Below are 14,706 nucleotides of genomic sequence, written 5' to 3'. Positions count from 1 at the left end.
TGGGGGGCAGCGCGCGGGGCTCGATAGGCCGTTGTCGCGTCCCGCCTCGGTACGGGGCCGGGTACCGGGGGCCGTACGGAGGCGGGACGGGTGGTGGTGCGTGGGGATCAGGTGCCCAGGGGGGCGCCGCGCCACTGCTGGTTGATGTGCTGCGGGGCGCAGTCCCAGATGCCGAGGCGGGTGCCGTTGCCGGTGGCCCAGCCCAGCGCGTCCAGGCACTTGCCGGAGTGGACGCTGCGCAGCAGGCCGTCCGGCAGGAGTTCCCACTTCTGGTTCAGGCCCTGGTGGCAGGTGTTGAGCCCGATGTGGGACCCGTTCTCCGTCTTGGCGTACTGGACGTCCATGCAGCGGCCGAGGGCGCGCACGGTGCCGTCGCTCTCCAGCCGCCAGGCCTGGGCATCGGTGCCGTTGCACTGGTACAGCTGGATGGGGGCGCCGTCCTTGAGGCTGCCGCCCTTCACGTCGACGCACCTGCCGGAGTGGACCCCGGTGATCTGGCCGGAGCCCGGCGGAGGCGGAACGCTGCAGTAGATCTCTACGAACACCTGGTAGTAGCCGTTGCCGCCGATCGGGTTGGCGGCCGGACCGGCCGAGCGGGCGCAACGGGCGGTATGGTAGCCCTCGTTCACCGTCACTCGCCCTCCGTCGTACCGCTGAAGCCGTGGCCGGCCGAGGGCATCGAGGACCTCGTCAGGGCGGCCGGTCTGGAGGTCGAGGAAGCGGTGGCGTTGGCGGTGCGCCTCGCGGGCGGGTACCCGTTGCCGGCCGCCCTTGCCGCCCGCGAGCTCCTCGCCGGCACCCCCGCCGATGCGCCCGGAGCCGTTGCCGACGCGGTGCCCGAGGAGGTGCTCGGGCGCCTCGACCGCGAGCGGCCGCGGTCCGGGGGCCGGGACCGGCACGCGCTGCGGCTACTGGCCACCGTGGGCGCTGGCGACGAGCGACTGCTCACCGCGGGGCCGGAGGTGTTCTCCGCGCTGGCGGCGTGGGGTCTGGTCCGGCGGGGGCCCCTCGGGCCGGCGGTGCGCGAACCGTACCGGTCGCTGTTCGAGCTGGCCTACGCCTGGCGCAGGCCGGCGTGTTGAGCGCATCTGCCGTGGCCTGGAAAGGGCCCTCGGTGGGAACTGCCGAGTGCGCACCCCGGCCCAATCCCCGTGTTGGAAGATCGCGGCGGGGCAGGCGAGTGGCGCGGCGGCCCGGGGCCGGACACCGTGGCGATCCTCCTGACAGGGAGGAGGGGCTGGCGGCTATTGCGACACGTAGGTGTCCACGCACGGGGACCGCTGGGCACTGTCCGGGCTGGCCGCCGTGGCCTGCTTCCAGTACGAAACCTCGCCGTCCCTTCCGCGCTTCACCGGCTGCGTGTACGACGACCAGGCCTCGGTGCCGGGGTTCGCCATCGTGTCCCCCGCCAGGATCACGCTCACGTACTGCCTGCCGGGCTCCAGCAGCACGTTCCGGGCCCCGTCACGAACCTTGTGAGCCCCGGGCTTGGCACCGTCCTCCAAGGCCTGCGTGAGGCGCAGCGCCGCCGGGTACGAGCCCTTCACCGCCTCGACTACCTTCACGTGCGAGACAAGGGTGGCACTGCCCCCATCCCCGGCCCTGAACTCCCCGGCCGCCAACGGCTCCACGATCGCGATGCCGTACGCGGCCGCCGCCAGCTTCGCATCGGTCGACGTGTCGAGGTCACACACCGCGTGTACCTCACCGTCGCCCTGCGCCGAGACCACGTACCAGCTTCCCGCGCCGATCGTCACGGCAGCGGCGAGCCCGCCGATCACCCATACCCTTGTGCGCATCAGCCCCACAACTTTCGGTAGTTGGCCTTGTCGACGTCCTGAGGATCAGCGAAGCCGGCTTCGATCGGATCGGTCCACATGACCGACTTCACGTAGCTGGCTCCACCGTTGCTCTTGTGACATAAGCCGAGGGCGTGCCCCAGCTCGTGCACGGCGATCCACCGCTGTGTCGTCCTGCTCCACTGGCCCATCCGGGCCGTGTTGAATCTGATGTGGTCCGTCGCGCCGATCGCCGCGTTTCGCGTCCAGTTCGCCGATGTGTTCCGGTTCTCGCTGTAGTCCGAGAAGTGAAGATCGTTCACGGTCGTCGCCGAGTCCGGCAGGACCTTGATCTTCGAGCGCGAGTACTGCCAGGCCTTGACGGCGTACTGGATCGCGTCGCCGTACTTCGAGGACGCCGTGTACCGAATCTCCCCGTTGTCGACGGACGAGTCCTCCCGAGTCTCCGTCGCCTCCGAGCCGGACTTCGCGATGCAGGGCGCCGGGTTCACGGCGGCCGCCGCTGGGGGTGGAGTCGCCAGGAGCAGGGCGGTCGCGGAGGTTAACGCCGCGATGAGACGCTTCATCCGATTCACGTTAGGGCACCGGTCGGAGTGAACGATCGTTTCGCCAGGTCGCCGAGGACAGGCTGTCTTTCGGGGGAGAGATGTCGCACGTCACCGGCTCCCCGCGGTATCGGACACGGTATGGGCGCCACGGGCGATCGCCCGTGAGGAACAGCAGCCCAGGGGGGCGCCACCGGCGCACAACAGCACGGCGTGCGCTCTGCTGCTTTTCGCCATTCACCGTCGCGGCACTGCCTGAGTCGGTCGCGAGCGTTCTCAGCAGGTGAGGGCGCCCGCGGGGTGAGGCACGCAGGATCTTGGGTCGGTTGGGCAACGGAGTTCGCGCAGGCGCCCGCAATCATGTCTGCCCAGGTCGGCGGCCAAGACGTCCAGCGCGATGGGGCCGCTGGACGGTGTGCCGGGTCTGGCTGGATGGTGTCCCGGCTCGACCCGATTTCGTGATGATCCATCAGTTTCTGTCAGTGCGCGCTGCTACACCATGTGAGGGACGGGCTGTGTTCGCGGCTCGCCGAGGGGAGGGGACGCCATGTCTAAGGTGCCGGACGGGTTCCACCGGGTACGCGGACACATCCGCCGTAATCCGAGGCCGGGAAGCGCGAAACGGATGAGCGGCTGGATGATCGCCGGCCTTGCGGCCGGCGTGTGGTTATGGGGGCAGGTGGTCGGGTTCGGAGAGGCGACCAGCAATACGACGCCGCCCGCGCAGCCGCAGCCGGCCCTCTCCGCTCCGGCCGACCGCTGATGGGACGCAAGCGGCTGCGCCTTCGTCGCCCGCGCGGTCCGGCCGAGGCCCTCTCGGCCGCTGTCGTGGCACTGGCCGTCCTGGTTCTGGCCGTGCGGACTGCCGCCGCGACGGTCGGGGCACTCAAAGAGACTTGGCCGTTCCTTTTGGCTCTCGTCCTGCTGGCGGGAACCGCCGGCGCATGGAGGGTCGCACGGGCCGCGGCCGGTCGACGGCGGGACGCTGAGCGGCTGGCTGCGCTGCGGATCACTCTGGCGGAGTTCGATGCCATGGACGACCGCCAGTTCGAGTATGCGCTGCGGGATCTGTTGGTGCGTGACAGCTGGCCGGCGCGCCGGGTAGGTGGTGGCGGTGATCAGTCCGCTGACGTGATCGGTGACCACGTCCACCGCGGCCGTATCGTCCTGCAGGCCAAGCACACACGCGTGGGCGCCAAGGTGACGTCGTCGGTGATGTACGCCGTGAAGGGGACGGCCGGCCCGGCGCATCGAGCCGACTACGCCGTCGTCGTCACCAACGGCACCTTCACCCGTGACGCCATGGCCTGGGGTGACCAGCACGGCGTCCACTGGGTCGACCGGGACGACCTCCGGCGTTGGGCGGAGACCGGCACCGCGCTGCACGAGCTCCTCGGACTGTCCGCACGCGCCCGCCGCGGCCGTTTCAGGCGGGCTGCCTGACCGACGCACCTGCCATCGCCAACGCATCCGGAGGTGCGGTGTTCGACGAAGACGGCTCCCTCGACCCGCTGCTGAAGTTCCTGTTGTACGCCGTTCTCGCGCTGGCCACCGGCAAAATGCTGTGGGAGTGGCTCACGCAAGACGTCAGCCGGTGGATCACCGTGGACTTGTGGGGCCTGATCGCCGATCACCCCTGGTGGACCGGATTCATCACCGCCGGTGCACTGACTACGCTCATCCTCCTCGCCAAACTGCTGGCCTTCCTGTTCGGCGCCGGCACCTACGCCTACATCGGCCACGAGGACGAGGAGTACGTCTCCGCGGCGCCCGACGATGCGGTGGACCCTGAGGTGCTGACCTTCAAGATGAAGCAGCTCGCCGCGATGAGCGCGACGGGCTTCGAGCAGGCGTGCGCCGACCTTCTGGCCCGTGACGGGTTTTGCGGCTCACGGCGGGTGGGAGGCGGCGGCGACCTCGGTGTGGACGTCAGCGCCCGCGACCACGACGACCGGCTCCTGATCTTGCAATGCAAGCAGCACAAGGCGCCGGTCGGCTCGGGCCACCTGCAGAAGTTCAACGGAACGGCCCGCCTCCACCATGGAGCCGATGTCCCAATCATGATCGGACTCAACGGCTTCACCCAGCCCGCGATCGACTTCGCCGCGCACCACGACCTCATCCTCATGGGCCGTCCAGAACTGAAGCAGTGGGCTCACGGCCGGCACCTGTACGACGTTTTGGGCATCCCGAGCACGACCCAGTGACCCACAGGCCCCCGCACCGCTCCCCGGAGGGCCGCATCCCCCAAGCTCATCAGGAAGGAGCGGGGGTACGTCCCTGTCGGAGAGCGCCTGCGCATGGCCGGCGATCCGCTCGGCGTCGCCCCCCCATCAGTGCGGCCAGGCCCCGCCCTGTGGACAAGTTCTCGGCGAACGCGGCGTCGGCGGTGTCCCACGCCATCCCGAGGGGCATCGCCCCTTGGCGTGATGTTCGACTTCGTCACCTGATGATCTGGTCCCCGTCAGGCACGTCCTCGACCGTGACAAGGCCGCGGGGCATTCCAAGGCCCTGCGACACTGTCTGGGCAATCCCGTTGAAGTCCGGGTCTTCCGGGATCGGCACTTGCTCCCCCTCGCCGTAGCTCTCCAGCGCCTTCTCGAAGTAGCTCGGATGCCAGGCACCAACGGCCCCCCTGACCTCGATCGCGGCCACTGGGCGCCCGCCGACGAGTTGCTTGAGCGCGCCCAGAATCTCATCCGATCGCAGTTCACCTGGTACCTGAAACAGGCTGGCGTGAGCACCTACGAGGCCGCCGCTCCTCAACCGCACGGTCACGGTGAGGCAGCTGGTGACGCTCGGATAGGTGATCACGCCCCCGGGTGCGACCTCGTTGGTCTGCCCTTCCGTGACCGTCGCGCCGGCGGGCGCCGCCAGGCGGCTCACCACGCGCGGCCCTGCGTGGGTGGGCTCGTACGGGGAGATACCGGCGGCTGCGGTGGGTGAGGTGAGGGTCGCGGCGCCGACAAGGGCAACTGCGAGGGTCACTATGACGCGCTTGAGTTGGATCACAACCTTCGCAACGATCACGAGGTGCGGCAGGTGCCCGGACGCTGCCAACTGTCGCTCGACTTCGGCGGTGCGACAGCCCTGAGACAAACCGCGGGACCCTTCCGACCGCCATGAGTGACTCCCAAACCCATCGACAATTGGCGCAGTGCCTTGGCGTCGGCTGCCGGCCTACTTCGACGCCTTCGAGGCGGCACCGCGTGTTGCCGGTAACCGTTGCGCCGTAGGGGCGTTGGCGTTGTGCTGGGTGTGCCTCTGCGGGCAGCGCGCCCGTCCACGTCGCCGATGCCGCCTTCACGACGGCATGCCCTGGCTCGAAGTCCGCGCGGCCCCCATTCCCGGCGGGTTGAGAAGGCGACACCCGGTGTCCCTGGGCTGTTCACGAGCTCGCGGCGGCTGTCTTCCACCGCTTTAGTCTGGAGACCCGTGCACCTATTCCCTGGCATCACCCCGCTTCCGGGTTGGGTGGATATTCCCGGCACGTATGCCGAGCGGGCCGTCGTGGACTCCTCCCGGCTGGTGCCGCTGCCCGACGATATCGGCTTCGAGACCGCCGCCGTGCTCCTCCAGGCATGACCGCGCACTATCTCGTCAAGGACGCCTACCCGGTTCAGGGGGGCGACACGGTGCTCGTGCATGCGGCTGCTGGTGGCATGGGGCTGCTCTTGACCCAGCTCCTCACCCATCTCGGCGGCAGGGTGATCGGCACGACGTCGACCACGGCGAAGGTCGATCTGGCGAAGCGTGCCGGGGCCGCTGAGGTGATCCTTTCCTCCGCAGTCGACGATCTCGCAGCCGAGGTGAGGCGGCTCAACGGCGGTCAGGGACTGCCGGTTGTCTTCGACGGCGTCGGCGCGCACACCTTCGATGCGAGCCTCGCCAGCCTGCGAACCCGCGGCCATCTCGTGCTCTTCGGCGCGGCAAGTGGTGCCGTGCCGCCGTTTGATCCGATTCGGCTCGCCCACGGCGGTTCGCTGACCCTGATCCGGCCCAGCCTCGGGGACTTCATCGCCGATCGGTCCGAACTGCTCCGACGGGCTGCCGATGTGTTCGAGTGGGTGCGCTCCAAGGCGCTTGAGGTCACCGTAACGGGCCGCTACGCATTGTACGAGGCCGCCCAGGCCCACAGCGATCTGGAAGCTCGGCGCACCACCGGCAAGCTGCTCGTCGTACCCGATGCGGCCGCTATTGGACGCCACGAGGAGACGCAGAGCTGATCGCGGGTGACGAAGTCGGGGATCTTGGAGACTGAGATGTCGCGGGCATGGCCGACCGTCATCACCAAGATCTCCGACGGCGTCACTGACTTACGAGCTGGTGCGTGATAGTGGGAGAGGCGTGTTTCTCCTGGTCGTGGCCGATTTTCAGGTCCCCATAGTGCGGTCGGAGACGAGACTTGCGATGGCTTGACAAGTGACGGGCAGGCGGTCGCGTCGGTGGGTCCAGCGGGTCAGTTGCTTCCAGCGTTTGTGGTCGGCGAGGGCGTGTTCGACAGTTATGCGCTTCGAGGAGTGCCGGTGACGGGCCCTTCGACGGGCTTCAAGGACTTCGGGTGGGCTGATCTTGTTGCCTTTCCCGGGCGGGGTGACCGCCTGCCCGGCGTGATCACGCCGAAGCCCGAGACAATCGTCGTCGAGGAGGACCTCGACGTCGGGATAGTGCTGGAAGCAGATCCCGATGCCTGCGTTGCGTGCGGCGGTCGCATCATGCATTCGCCCAGGCCGCAGGGCATCGACCCATAACGTACGGCCCTGGTGATCGGCGATGACGGTGGCCTTCATTGTGTTCTGCTTCTTCTTGCCCGAGACGAACGCACGCCTGCCGCCGCTGCCGGCTGGGCGTCTGCGGACCTGGATCTCGGTGGCGTCCAGTCGCAACTTGATGCCTTCGGCCTGGGCATAGGCGAACACATCCGCAAAGGTCCGAAGCCGCAGGCCAGGACGGTCGGGCACCGAGCATCCGCAGTCGGCCAGCAGCCCACGTATCTCGCCGACGGCCCGGGTGACGGTGGAGCGGTCGACGCCGAACAGCAGCCCGAGAGCGGCATGCTGAAGGTCGTGCCGCAGGTGAATGAGCGTGGCCGCCAGCCGGTCGACGAACCACAGCTGATGCCGTGCGCCAGCTCCCTTGGCCCGCTTCCTCACTCCACCTCGGGCATCGTGACTACGCCCCTCCACGGCGGCCTGCCCCGGATCCGCCAATTCCGCTACGAGCAGAGCCAGATGGCGCTGAGAGACACCTGTGAACAGCCGATGCGCGAGGACCGCTCGATTGACCATGATCGCCACAAACCGATCATGCCATCCGCCAGCGCAGAGACCTCACCCGCTATCACCCACCAGCTCGTTACGAGGAACGCCGCCGGCGCCTTGAGGTTCTGTTCGCGTCCCGGGCGTTGACCGCCCCGTGGACGCTCTGCCCGATGACCACCGATCTCGCCGACCGGGCCGCCCCCGCGCGTGCGCCCGGGGCGGCCCTCGGTCCCCCCGCGCGGATGCCGCCGGTGGGTACGGCGGCTGGTCTCACGGGTCGGGCGTTGCCGTGGGACCGGCGGTGGGGGGCAGGGCGCCAGGGTTGAGATGGGCGACCAGACGGTGGAGGAGGTGATGCACCGAGGCCCGCTCCTGGGGCTCCAAAACCGCCAGTGCCTCCTCATTGACCCGGCGGACCACATCTCGTGCCCGCCCCAGGAGGCGGGAGCCGTCGGGAGTGCTGTGCAGGCACAGGATGCGGCGGTTGGTGGGGTGGGGCGAGCGGGTGAGCAGCCCGCGGTCGGTGAGGCTGGCCACGGCAGAGCCCATGGACTGGGCGGTGACGCCGGCGTGACGGGCGGCGTCGGCGCTGGAGATCCCCGGCTGGCGCTCGGCCCGCTGGAGGGCGTTGTACTGCGCGAGGTTCAGGTCGAGAGTGCGCAGTTCTCTCTCCAGGCGGCTGGCCATGGCCTGGGCGAAGTGCCAGGCCAGATAGCCGGTGTGGACGGGCTGCTCGCTCACATGGACCCCACTTGTAAGGCAACTTATGTTTTACTGCTTCGGTTATCAGGCACCTTACAACTCGTGGACGGTTCCCTTCATGCCACCCCCCACCTCCCTCCACCTCGCTGACGCCCTACCGGCCAACCCCAGGGACATACCCGACCCCGCCCCCGAACCGCATCCTCGCTCCGACCCGAAGGGCGTCCTGCTGCCCGTCGCCGTGGTGCTCGCCATCGGGACGATCTTCGTGAGCGTCTACCTCGCCGCCTTCCACGCTCCCCGCCCGCACGACCTCCCCGTCGCGGCCGTCGGCACCGCCACCGAGGCGCACCGCCTGGAAGCCGCCCTGGAGCGGGCCCTGCCCGGCGGTTTCGAGGTCCGGCCCTACGGCGACGAAGCTGCGGCCCGCGAGGCGGTCGAGCACCGCGAGGTCTACGCCGCCCACCTCCCCGACCGCGGCCAGGGCAGCGGCAAGCTGCTCTACGCCGGCGCCAACGGCCCCTCCGTGACCGGCACCCTGACCGCCGCCTTCACCCAAGCCGCAGCGCAGGACGGCCCGCCCCCGGCCGGCGAGGACATCCTGCCGGTGTCCGCCGGCGACACCCGCGGCCTGTCGGTCTTCTACGCCGCCTTCGGCCTGGTCCTGGCCGGCTACCTCTTCGGCATGATGACCTACCAGGCCGCGCCCGTTCTGCGCTTTCGCCAGCGCATCGCCAGCCTGACCCTCTTCGGCGCCCTCGGCGGCATCATCGTCGCCCTCCTCGCCGGCGACACCGGTTTCGGCGCCCTCCCCGGCTCCTTCGCCGGCACGGCCGCGGTCACCGCCCTGATGGCCATGGCAGCGGGAGGCGCGACCATGGCGATCGTGAAATGGACCGGATCCGCGGGCGCCGCCATCGCCTCGGTGATCCTGCTGATCTTCGGCAACGCCACCAGCGGCGGCGTCATGCCCCCCTTCTACCTGCCCGACTGGCTGCATCCGCTGTCCGGCGTGCTGCCCGTCGGCGCGGGGGTGCGCGCTCTCCAGGGGATGTCCTACTTCCACGATGATGGCCTATGGTCCGGCCTCGCCGTGCTGGCCGCGTGGATCATCGCCTGCGTGGCCCTGCTCTACCTGCACGATACCCGCAGCAGCGCTCCCAAGCCCCGGCTGCGCACCGCCTGAGGGGTGCCCGCCGCCTGACCTCGCCGGCCCCGCGATCTGCCGAAGTTCGCGGGGCTTGCTGGGTCGGCCTCGAAGTGTTCCGGGATGCGCGCCGCCAAGGATCCTCCCATCCTTCATGCCGATCGGTGGGGCGCGCCGGGCGCGCGTCACCCACTTCGGCCTCACCGTGCGCAGCGCATGGCCGGATTCCGCGGGCGGAGGCCGCAGGCCGCGCGTGATGAGGCGGATGCCACCGGAAGTACCTGCAGTTTCTCTGTCCGGCTAGCGTTGAACTGCTGCTCTGTTGTGGCAGGTAGGCGGCAGGGCGCGGCGTCTGGGTGAATTCTGCTCACGCTGTGCACGCAGACCGGTTTGCGCCACGTGACACTCGCCAGCAGGGTTCGGTACCGCAGGGTGCGTTCGCCCGGGCCCGGCCGTGGTTTGTCCACGGCTGGTAGATGGTCCCGAGCCGGAGGTAGACCGCCCGCGGCGGCGAACGCAAACCCCACTGTCAGAAGACGTCGGCTGGGCGCGGAGCTGCGCCGGCTGTGCCTGGCCCGTGGCCTGACGAATACGCAGGTGGCCGAGCAACTGTTGATTTCGCAGCCCAAGATCAGTCACCTGGAGAACGACCGCCGCGTCATCAAGCCCCGTGATGTGCGGGACCTGTGCGGCCTATACGGCGTCACCGACCCGCAGGTCGTCGACTCGTTGATGCGGATGGCCACGGAATCGAACCGGCAGGGCTGGTGGGTCGCCTGCGGCGACATCCCGTATGTCGTCTACGTCGGCCTGGAGACGGAAGCCTCCTCGATCCGCTCCTACGAGCCCCTGGTCATCCCCGGCCTGCTGCAAACCCCCGCCTACGCCCGAGCCGTCATCGAGGAAACGATCCCGCTGGCCACCCCTGAACAGATCGCCACGCGCCTTGAAGTACGGCTGCGCCGACAGCACCGCGCCCACCACCCGGCACGCCCTTTGCGCTTATGGATCGTGCTGGACGAATCGGCACTGCGCCGCATTGTCGGCAACCCCGAGATCACGCGCGAACAGCTTGAGCACCTGAACCACCTCGACGCCCAGCCGCACATCACCGTGCAGGTCCTCCCGCACGACGTGGGAGCCCACCCGGGCATCTCGGGACAGTTCTCCATCCTCCACTTCCCGGCGGAGGGGCCGGTGTAGAGCTGGAGCGGGCACCACTGCCGCAATTCGGCGTTGGCGTGCTCGACGCAGATCCGCTGCGAGGACTGCCGTCGGCGCATCTCCCGCCAGGCATACTGCTCGCCGAGCGGCGCGTCGCCCTTCGACTTCTTCGGAGGGGCGCTGATCTGGTCAGGGAACTCGTTGGCCAGCCCCCGGTACCCCTCGTCGACTTCGGCCGTCACCTTCGTGGAGCCGGGACTGCTCGGCGATACCCTCGGTGCGCATCGCGGTCTGGTCGTGCATGCGGCCTGGGCGGTCCGCGTCCGACCACAGCAGACGGCCCTGGTCGTCGCTGATGGTGGTGGTCTTGATGGTGTTCGGCTTCTTCTTGCCGGAGACGAAGGCCCGCCGTCCGGGCCTGCCTGCCTTCGGGCGGCGAACCTGGGTCTCGGCGCCGTCGATCCGCAACCGGACCCCCGCGGCCTCGGCGTAGGCGAACACGTCCGCCAGGGTCCGAAGTCGCACGCCGGAGGGGTCGGGCACTGCGAAGCCACGCATGGCCAGCAGCGGGCGGATCTCCCCGACGGCGCGGGAGATCGTGGAGCGGGCGCTGCCGTACAGCTCGGCGAGCGCGGCGTGCGGGAGTCCGGTGCGTAGGTGGACCAGTGTGACGAGCGGGCGGTCGGTGAAGACCAGGTCGTGCTTCGGGCCGGCACCGGCCTCCCGCTGCCGCTCGGCACCGTCACGGCTGCCCGTCCATGATCAATGGGTGTGGCTCTTCAGCTGGAATTGTCCGGGCTGGGAACTTCCCTGCAGAAGGGCAAACGCAGCCGGCGAAGCATCGGCCCGAGCATCAGGGCCTCAGAAGTCCGCCCACCCACCAGTCGTGTGGCTTGCCATCGTTGGCGATGCTGCGATTGCGCAGTGTCCCTTCGACGGTGAAGCCGAGCTTCTCGGCGACGGCACGCGAACGGGTGTTCCCGGCCATGGCCCACCACTCGATGCGGTGCACGTCGAGCGTGGCCCAGCCCCAGTCGCACAGGGCCCCAGCGGCCTCAACCGAGTATCCGCGTCCGCGCTGATCTTTGACCGCCCAGTAACCGAGCTCCCAGACGCCGCGGCTGATGAGGGTCAGGCAGTACGAGCCGACCAGGGCGCCGGTGTCCTTGCGGAACGCGCCGAGGGTGTAGTCCTTGTCCTCGGACCACTGGGCGGGCAGCTCCTCGCCGACGAGCTTCTCCGCGTCCGCACGACGGTACGGCACCGGCACCGGGGTGTAGAGCTGGATGTCTTCGTCCTGGCAGGCTTCGTACACCGCATCCACGTCGGCAGGTGTGAAGGCCCGCAGCAGCAGACGGTCGGTCTCGAGAGTCACTGGATCCATCGCGGCAGTATGACCACCATCAACGAGCGGCGACCAGCGAATATCCCGAGGCGAGCACCGCCACCACAACACCCGGGCTGGTCAACGTTCGTCGCAACACCCCAGATCAGCTGCCCCCGAGACGGAGCTACACCCACCATCAATCGCGGACCGAGCCGCAAGCCCCTGACGGCCCGGTCCCCTTCGTGCACCACCAGATGGGCGTCAGAATCACTCGGTGGACGAATCAGAGCGGCGGTGCGTGACTGAGTGCGAAGAAGCGGAAGGAGCGCCTGTTACAGAGCCCTGCACTCATTCGGCGCACAGCACACGGCCTGGCGCGAATGAACTGCTTATGTGGCCTAAACATCCTTGCTCCGACATTGGACGGGTGGCCCCCGCCCCCGCCTCGTCCGCGTCAACCGGATCTTGACGCTTGCATCCCGCAAGGGAGAGTTACGGACATGTCCGCATTGGGCAACGTGAGTCCTGAGTTGTGGCGGTTGATGGCGGCCGCGGGCCAGAGTGTGGCTCCTCGGCAAGGACGCCGGGAACCCCCGCCCGGTTTGCACGAGGCCGGGCGGGGCTACCTGTTGTAAGGAGTCATCTGCATGTCTGCTTCTCCCGCCACTCGCCGTCTCCTCGCCTCGGTCCTGGCCGCCGGCGGACTGATCGGCGCGGCCGCCATCCCGGCCGCCGCCCACGACGACGACAGGCGCGGCCACCGCGGCCAGCACTCCTCGATCGTCATCGGCGACATCCAGGACGACAGCCGCGGCCACGACAACCGCGCCCTCAACCGCGAATGGGTCGAGGTGAAGAACACCGGCCGCCACGCCGTCAACCTGCGCGGCTTCACCCTCTCCGACCGCGAGGGCAACCGCTACCGCTTCGACCACCTCCGTCTGGACGGCCGCTCCAGCGTCAAGGTCCACACCGGCCAGGGCCGCGACACCGACCGTGACGTTTACCAGGACCGCCGACACCAGATCTGGGACGAGCGCGACACCGCCACCCTCCGCGACGACCGCGGCCGCGTCATCGACACCGAGACCTGGGGTCGCAGCAGCCACCACGGACACCACGACAACCACCGCGGCTGACCCAGGCCGGCAGCCACACCGTCGGGGACAGTGACCTGCCAGCCGGCACAGGAACGGCGTGCCGCGGCAACCCGCCGCGACGCGCCCCAGCCCCGATCGCCCCGGGCGCCTGACCTGCCGAACCTGTCAGCCTGCACTCCACGTCTGCGGCACGTGTGGGCGGCCAACTACAGGCGGCGCCCCGAGCTCATTGGAAGCAGCAGCGGCGCATCCGCCCCCCGGGAGGTTCTTTGTGGAGTTCTGGCAGTATTCCCCGTCCGGAGTCACGGTCCCTCAGCTGGACCTCGACGCTTACCGCTTCCCCGGCGCAGACACCGTCGCGCCCACGGCCTGCGACGCCCCGCCGCACAGCCGCCCAGGTGACACGGACTGGCAACTGCCTCACCGTGGCGAAGAGCATCCTCGCGCCCACTGGCCTGCGTCCGATCCCCGCCTCGCCTGGCGCCTGCCGCCCTTGGACCGGCGCCGCTTGGACCTCCAAGCGGCACTGACCACCGCCGGCATCCCACCACTCCCCGGAGACCTGGAAGCCATCCACACCCTGTCCGCACTCGACGACACCACCAACGCAGCCCTCGTACGGTGGATCACCACCAACCGCTGAACCTGCACTGCCCCCCACTACAAGTGGGCCCAGCCACCAAGGCGAAAACGGACACCGGTCGTCGACGGCGATCGTCAGACCGCGGTCAAAGGGGTTTCCCTTCACGGTGGCTCCGGTCCGTGCGCAGATTCGCGTACGTACGTACGTACGTACGTACGGACGGACGGACGGACGACCGCCGACCCGGCCCGCAGGTCGGAGGATCCGAGGACACGTGCGCGGCCGACCACATGCCCACTCCCGCCTACGAACGCACGCCGCCGACGACCACGAGCCCGTCGAAGACCTGGACCAGGTCTCGCAGGACCCCTCCTCGGGCCGCCCCATCGCCCCCATGGCTGCCGCGCCCGAGCGGACGGTTCGTGCAGGTCAGCCCCGGCGGCCGGCTGCTGCTGCAGACCTGGCGCAGCTCCCTGGCCAGGACCGATTCCCCGAACTGGCGACGGCTGCTGCCCAGTTGCCGGACGGCTTTGTCCTCGATGGCGAGCTCGCCGTTGGGACACCGCAGTCGACCGGTTGTCCTTCGAAGTCCGTCAGCGCCGGGCCGCCGCCCGTGGCCGCACCGCCACCGCGCTCGCCGCGACGAGCCCGGCGTTTTTCATCGCCTTCGACGCCTTGCAGATCGACGGCATCGAGCTACTGGCCCTGCCCTGTGCCGAGCGCTGAGGAGAAGTTATGGCCGAAGTTGATGGATGGATCTTGGAACGCAGCTTGCGGCCGTTCCTGGAGTTGCTGTCGCACTACGTGGGCTATGACTTCGAGGCCACCGACTGGGAGACCGTGGCACGGGCGATTGTGAAGACCGACGAGGAGCAGGCCGGCGGTTGGTACGTGTACCCCTTGATCGGCGACACGCACGGGGTCGAGGTTCGGCTTGCCCGCTCGGTAGGCGGCGAGGAGGTCTCCGTGAGCGTGAACGGACCCATGACGACCGAACTGGAGGTCCGGGCAGACACACTGCTGTCCGCCTTCGCGACTTATTGACCACACTCAGGGCAAGGTCCACTTGACCCGCTGG

19 protein-coding genes and 2 pseudogenes are annotated in these 14,706 nt (G+C 69.1%); 12 read left to right on the top strand and 9 right to left on the bottom strand.

Annotated features, from left to right (window positions below):
• Window positions 1-107: 107 nt before the first annotated feature.
• Window positions 108-629, bottom strand: a complete 522-nt coding sequence (locus tag ACZ4XJ_RS34035; protein WP_468498440.1) for a ricin-type beta-trefoil lectin domain protein — start codon at window positions 627-629, stop codon at window positions 108-110.
• On the opposite strand from ACZ4XJ_RS34035, the gene ACZ4XJ_RS34030 reads away from it, so the two are divergent.
• Window positions 612-1,082 (top strand): hypothetical protein, encoded by a 471-nt coding sequence (locus ACZ4XJ_RS34030; RefSeq protein WP_468498439.1) that lies wholly within the window; start codon window positions 612-614, stop codon window positions 1,080-1,082. The two genes, ACZ4XJ_RS34035 and ACZ4XJ_RS34030, sit on opposite strands and share 18 nt — an antisense overlap.
• A 162-nt stretch (window positions 1,083-1,244) precedes the next feature.
• On the opposite strand, the gene ACZ4XJ_RS34025 is transcribed toward ACZ4XJ_RS34030, so the two are convergent.
• Window positions 1,245-1,781 (bottom strand): hypothetical protein, encoded by a 537-nt coding sequence (locus ACZ4XJ_RS34025; RefSeq protein ID WP_468498438.1) that lies wholly within the window; start codon window positions 1,779-1,781, stop codon window positions 1,245-1,247.
• A 17-nt stretch (window positions 1,782-1,798) separates the two neighbouring features.
• Entirely contained in the window at window positions 1,799-2,365 is a 567-nt protein-coding gene (locus ACZ4XJ_RS34020) for a zinc metalloprotease (RefSeq protein WP_468498437.1), read from the bottom strand.
• A gap of 526 nt (window positions 2,366-2,891) precedes the next feature.
• Between ACZ4XJ_RS34020 and ACZ4XJ_RS34015 the strand changes: the two genes are divergently transcribed.
• Genes ACZ4XJ_RS34015 through ACZ4XJ_RS34005 form a run of 3 tightly spaced genes read left to right on the top strand, consistent with a single transcriptional unit; the run spans window position 2,892 to window position 4,551 of the window.
• Window positions 2,892-3,107 (top strand): hypothetical protein, encoded by a 216-nt coding sequence (locus ACZ4XJ_RS34015; RefSeq protein ID WP_468498436.1) that lies wholly within the window; start codon window positions 2,892-2,894, stop codon window positions 3,105-3,107.
• Window positions 3,107-3,787 (top strand): restriction endonuclease, encoded by a 681-nt coding sequence (locus tag ACZ4XJ_RS34010; protein WP_468498435.1) that lies wholly within the window; start codon window positions 3,107-3,109, stop codon window positions 3,785-3,787. The genes ACZ4XJ_RS34015 and ACZ4XJ_RS34010 overlap by 1 nt, the downstream gene beginning before the upstream one ends.
• Window positions 3,788-3,825: 38 nt before the next feature.
• A complete protein-coding gene (locus ACZ4XJ_RS34005) occupies window positions 3,826-4,551 on the top strand; it encodes a restriction endonuclease (RefSeq protein ID WP_468498434.1) in 726 nt (241 codons plus the stop codon).
• A 235-nt stretch (window positions 4,552-4,786) separates the two neighbouring features.
• On the opposite strand, the gene ACZ4XJ_RS34000 is transcribed toward ACZ4XJ_RS34005, so the two are convergent.
• The gene (locus ACZ4XJ_RS34000; protein WP_468498433.1) at window positions 4,787-5,374 is read right to left on the bottom strand and encodes a hypothetical protein; all 588 of its coding nucleotides are present in this window, start codon (window positions 5,372-5,374) and stop codon (window positions 4,787-4,789) included.
• Window positions 5,375-5,779: 405 nt separating this feature from the next.
• On the opposite strand from ACZ4XJ_RS34000, the gene ACZ4XJ_RS33995 reads away from it, so the two are divergent.
• Both ACZ4XJ_RS33995 and ACZ4XJ_RS33990 read left to right on the top strand, forming a co-directional pair.
• A complete protein-coding gene (locus tag ACZ4XJ_RS33995; protein WP_468498432.1) occupies window positions 5,780-5,929 on the top strand; it encodes a hypothetical protein in 150 nt (49 codons plus the stop codon).
• Window positions 5,926-6,570 (top strand): zinc-binding dehydrogenase, encoded by a 645-nt coding sequence (locus tag ACZ4XJ_RS33990; RefSeq protein WP_468498431.1) that lies wholly within the window; start codon window positions 5,926-5,928, stop codon window positions 6,568-6,570. The genes ACZ4XJ_RS33995 and ACZ4XJ_RS33990 overlap by 4 nt, the downstream gene beginning before the upstream one ends.
• 147 nt (window positions 6,571-6,717) lie before the next feature.
• Here ACZ4XJ_RS33990 and ACZ4XJ_RS33985 read toward each other — a convergent pair whose 3' ends face one another.
• On the bottom strand, window positions 6,718-7,632 hold the full coding sequence (locus ACZ4XJ_RS33985; protein WP_468498459.1) for a transposase: 915 nt from the start codon (window positions 7,630-7,632) through the stop codon (window positions 6,718-6,720).
• A 243-nt stretch (window positions 7,633-7,875) separates the two neighbouring features.
• Window positions 7,876-8,346, bottom strand: coding sequence for a MarR family winged helix-turn-helix transcriptional regulator (locus ACZ4XJ_RS33980; protein WP_468498430.1), 471 nt, complete (start codon window positions 8,344-8,346; stop codon window positions 7,876-7,878).
• 79 nt (window positions 8,347-8,425) lie between these two features.
• On the opposite strand from ACZ4XJ_RS33980, the gene ACZ4XJ_RS33975 reads away from it, so the two are divergent.
• Together ACZ4XJ_RS33975 and ACZ4XJ_RS33970 are read left to right on the top strand one after the other, a co-directional pair.
• Window positions 8,426-9,493: an ABC-2 transporter permease gene (locus ACZ4XJ_RS33975; protein ID WP_468498429.1), complete on the top strand. Its 1,068-nt coding sequence runs from the start codon at window positions 8,426-8,428 to the stop codon at window positions 9,491-9,493.
• Window positions 9,494-9,913: 420 nt separating this feature from the next.
• Window positions 9,914-10,636 (top strand): annotated as a pseudogene (locus tag ACZ4XJ_RS33970) (helix-turn-helix domain-containing protein); the annotation flags it as partial.
• 171 nt (window positions 10,637-10,807) lie between these two features.
• Here ACZ4XJ_RS33970 and ACZ4XJ_RS33965 read toward each other — a convergent pair.
• From ACZ4XJ_RS33965 to ACZ4XJ_RS33955, 3 genes and pseudogenes are all read right to left on the bottom strand, one after another.
• Window positions 10,808-11,176 carry a transposase family protein gene (locus ACZ4XJ_RS33965; protein WP_468498428.1) on the bottom strand — a complete coding sequence of 123 codons (369 nt, stop codon included), beginning with the start codon at window positions 11,174-11,176 and terminating at the stop codon, window positions 10,808-10,810.
• A 51-nt stretch (window positions 11,177-11,227) separates the two neighbouring features.
• Window positions 11,228-11,284, bottom strand: a pseudogene (locus ACZ4XJ_RS33960) (hypothetical protein); the annotation flags it as partial.
• 187 nt (window positions 11,285-11,471) lie between these two features.
• A complete protein-coding gene (locus tag ACZ4XJ_RS33955; protein WP_468498427.1) occupies window positions 11,472-12,002 on the bottom strand; it encodes a GNAT family N-acetyltransferase in 531 nt (176 codons plus the stop codon).
• 590 nt (window positions 12,003-12,592) lie between these two features.
• Between ACZ4XJ_RS33955 and ACZ4XJ_RS33950 the strand changes: the two genes are divergently transcribed.
• The 4 genes from ACZ4XJ_RS33950 to ACZ4XJ_RS33935 all read left to right on the top strand — a co-directional run bounded on the left by ACZ4XJ_RS33950 (window position 12,593) and on the right by ACZ4XJ_RS33935 (window position 14,672).
• Entirely contained in the window at window positions 12,593-13,084 is a 492-nt protein-coding gene (locus ACZ4XJ_RS33950; RefSeq protein WP_468498426.1) for a lamin tail domain-containing protein, read from the top strand.
• A 469-nt stretch (window positions 13,085-13,553) separates the two neighbouring features.
• Window positions 13,554-13,688 carry a hypothetical protein gene (locus tag ACZ4XJ_RS33945; RefSeq protein WP_362877917.1) on the top strand — a complete coding sequence of 45 codons (135 nt, stop codon included), beginning with the start codon at window positions 13,554-13,556 and terminating at the stop codon, window positions 13,686-13,688.
• 516 nt (window positions 13,689-14,204) lie between these two features.
• Window positions 14,205-14,354, top strand: a complete 150-nt coding sequence (locus tag ACZ4XJ_RS33940) for a hypothetical protein (RefSeq protein ID WP_468498425.1) — start codon at window positions 14,205-14,207, stop codon at window positions 14,352-14,354.
• Window positions 14,355-14,363: 9 nt separating this feature from the next.
• Window positions 14,364-14,672 carry a hypothetical protein gene (locus tag ACZ4XJ_RS33935; RefSeq protein ID WP_362877915.1) on the top strand — a complete coding sequence of 103 codons (309 nt, stop codon included), beginning with the start codon at window positions 14,364-14,366 and terminating at the stop codon, window positions 14,670-14,672.
• Window positions 14,673-14,706 lie beyond the last annotated feature (34 nt).

This window comes from Streptomyces sp. NPDC029836 (assembly GCF_055574495.1).
The sequence above is the reverse complement of the archived record's forward strand: the minus strand, read 5'-3'. Positions and strand labels throughout refer to the sequence as shown.

What these genes read in the sequence shown, in the direction of transcription:
- ACZ4XJ_RS33990 (WP_468498431.1), top strand. Translation starts at nt 5,926, where the DNA reads ATGACCGCGCACTATCTCGTCAAGGACGCCTACCCGGTTCAGGGGGGC.
- ACZ4XJ_RS34010 (WP_468498435.1), top strand. Translation starts at nt 3,107, where the DNA reads ATGGGACGCAAGCGGCTGCGCCTTCGTCGCCCGCGCGGTCCGGCCGAG.
- ACZ4XJ_RS33975 (WP_468498429.1), top strand. Translation starts at nt 8,426, where the DNA reads ATGCCACCCCCCACCTCCCTCCACCTCGCTGACGCCCTACCGGCCAAC.
- ACZ4XJ_RS34020 (WP_468498437.1), bottom strand. Translation starts at nt 2,365, where the DNA reads ATGAAGCGTCTCATCGCGGCGTTAACCTCCGCGACCGCCCTGCTCCTG.
- ACZ4XJ_RS34015 (WP_468498436.1), top strand. Translation starts at nt 2,892, where the DNA reads ATGTCTAAGGTGCCGGACGGGTTCCACCGGGTACGCGGACACATCCGC.
- ACZ4XJ_RS33935 (WP_362877915.1), top strand. Translation starts at nt 14,364, where the DNA reads ATGGCCGAAGTTGATGGATGGATCTTGGAACGCAGCTTGCGGCCGTTC.
- ACZ4XJ_RS33965 (WP_468498428.1), bottom strand. Translation starts at nt 11,176, where the DNA reads ATGCGTGGCTTCGCAGTGCCCGACCCCTCCGGCGTGCGACTTCGGACC.
- ACZ4XJ_RS33955 (WP_468498427.1), bottom strand. Translation starts at nt 12,002, where the DNA reads ATGGATCCAGTGACTCTCGAGACCGACCGTCTGCTGCTGCGGGCCTTC.
- ACZ4XJ_RS34030 (WP_468498439.1), top strand. Translation starts at nt 612, where the DNA reads ATGGTAGCCCTCGTTCACCGTCACTCGCCCTCCGTCGTACCGCTGAAG.
- ACZ4XJ_RS33985 (WP_468498459.1), bottom strand. Translation starts at nt 7,632, where the DNA reads ATGGTCAATCGAGCGGTCCTCGCGCATCGGCTGTTCACAGGTGTCTCT.
- ACZ4XJ_RS33950 (WP_468498426.1), top strand. Translation starts at nt 12,593, where the DNA reads ATGTCTGCTTCTCCCGCCACTCGCCGTCTCCTCGCCTCGGTCCTGGCC.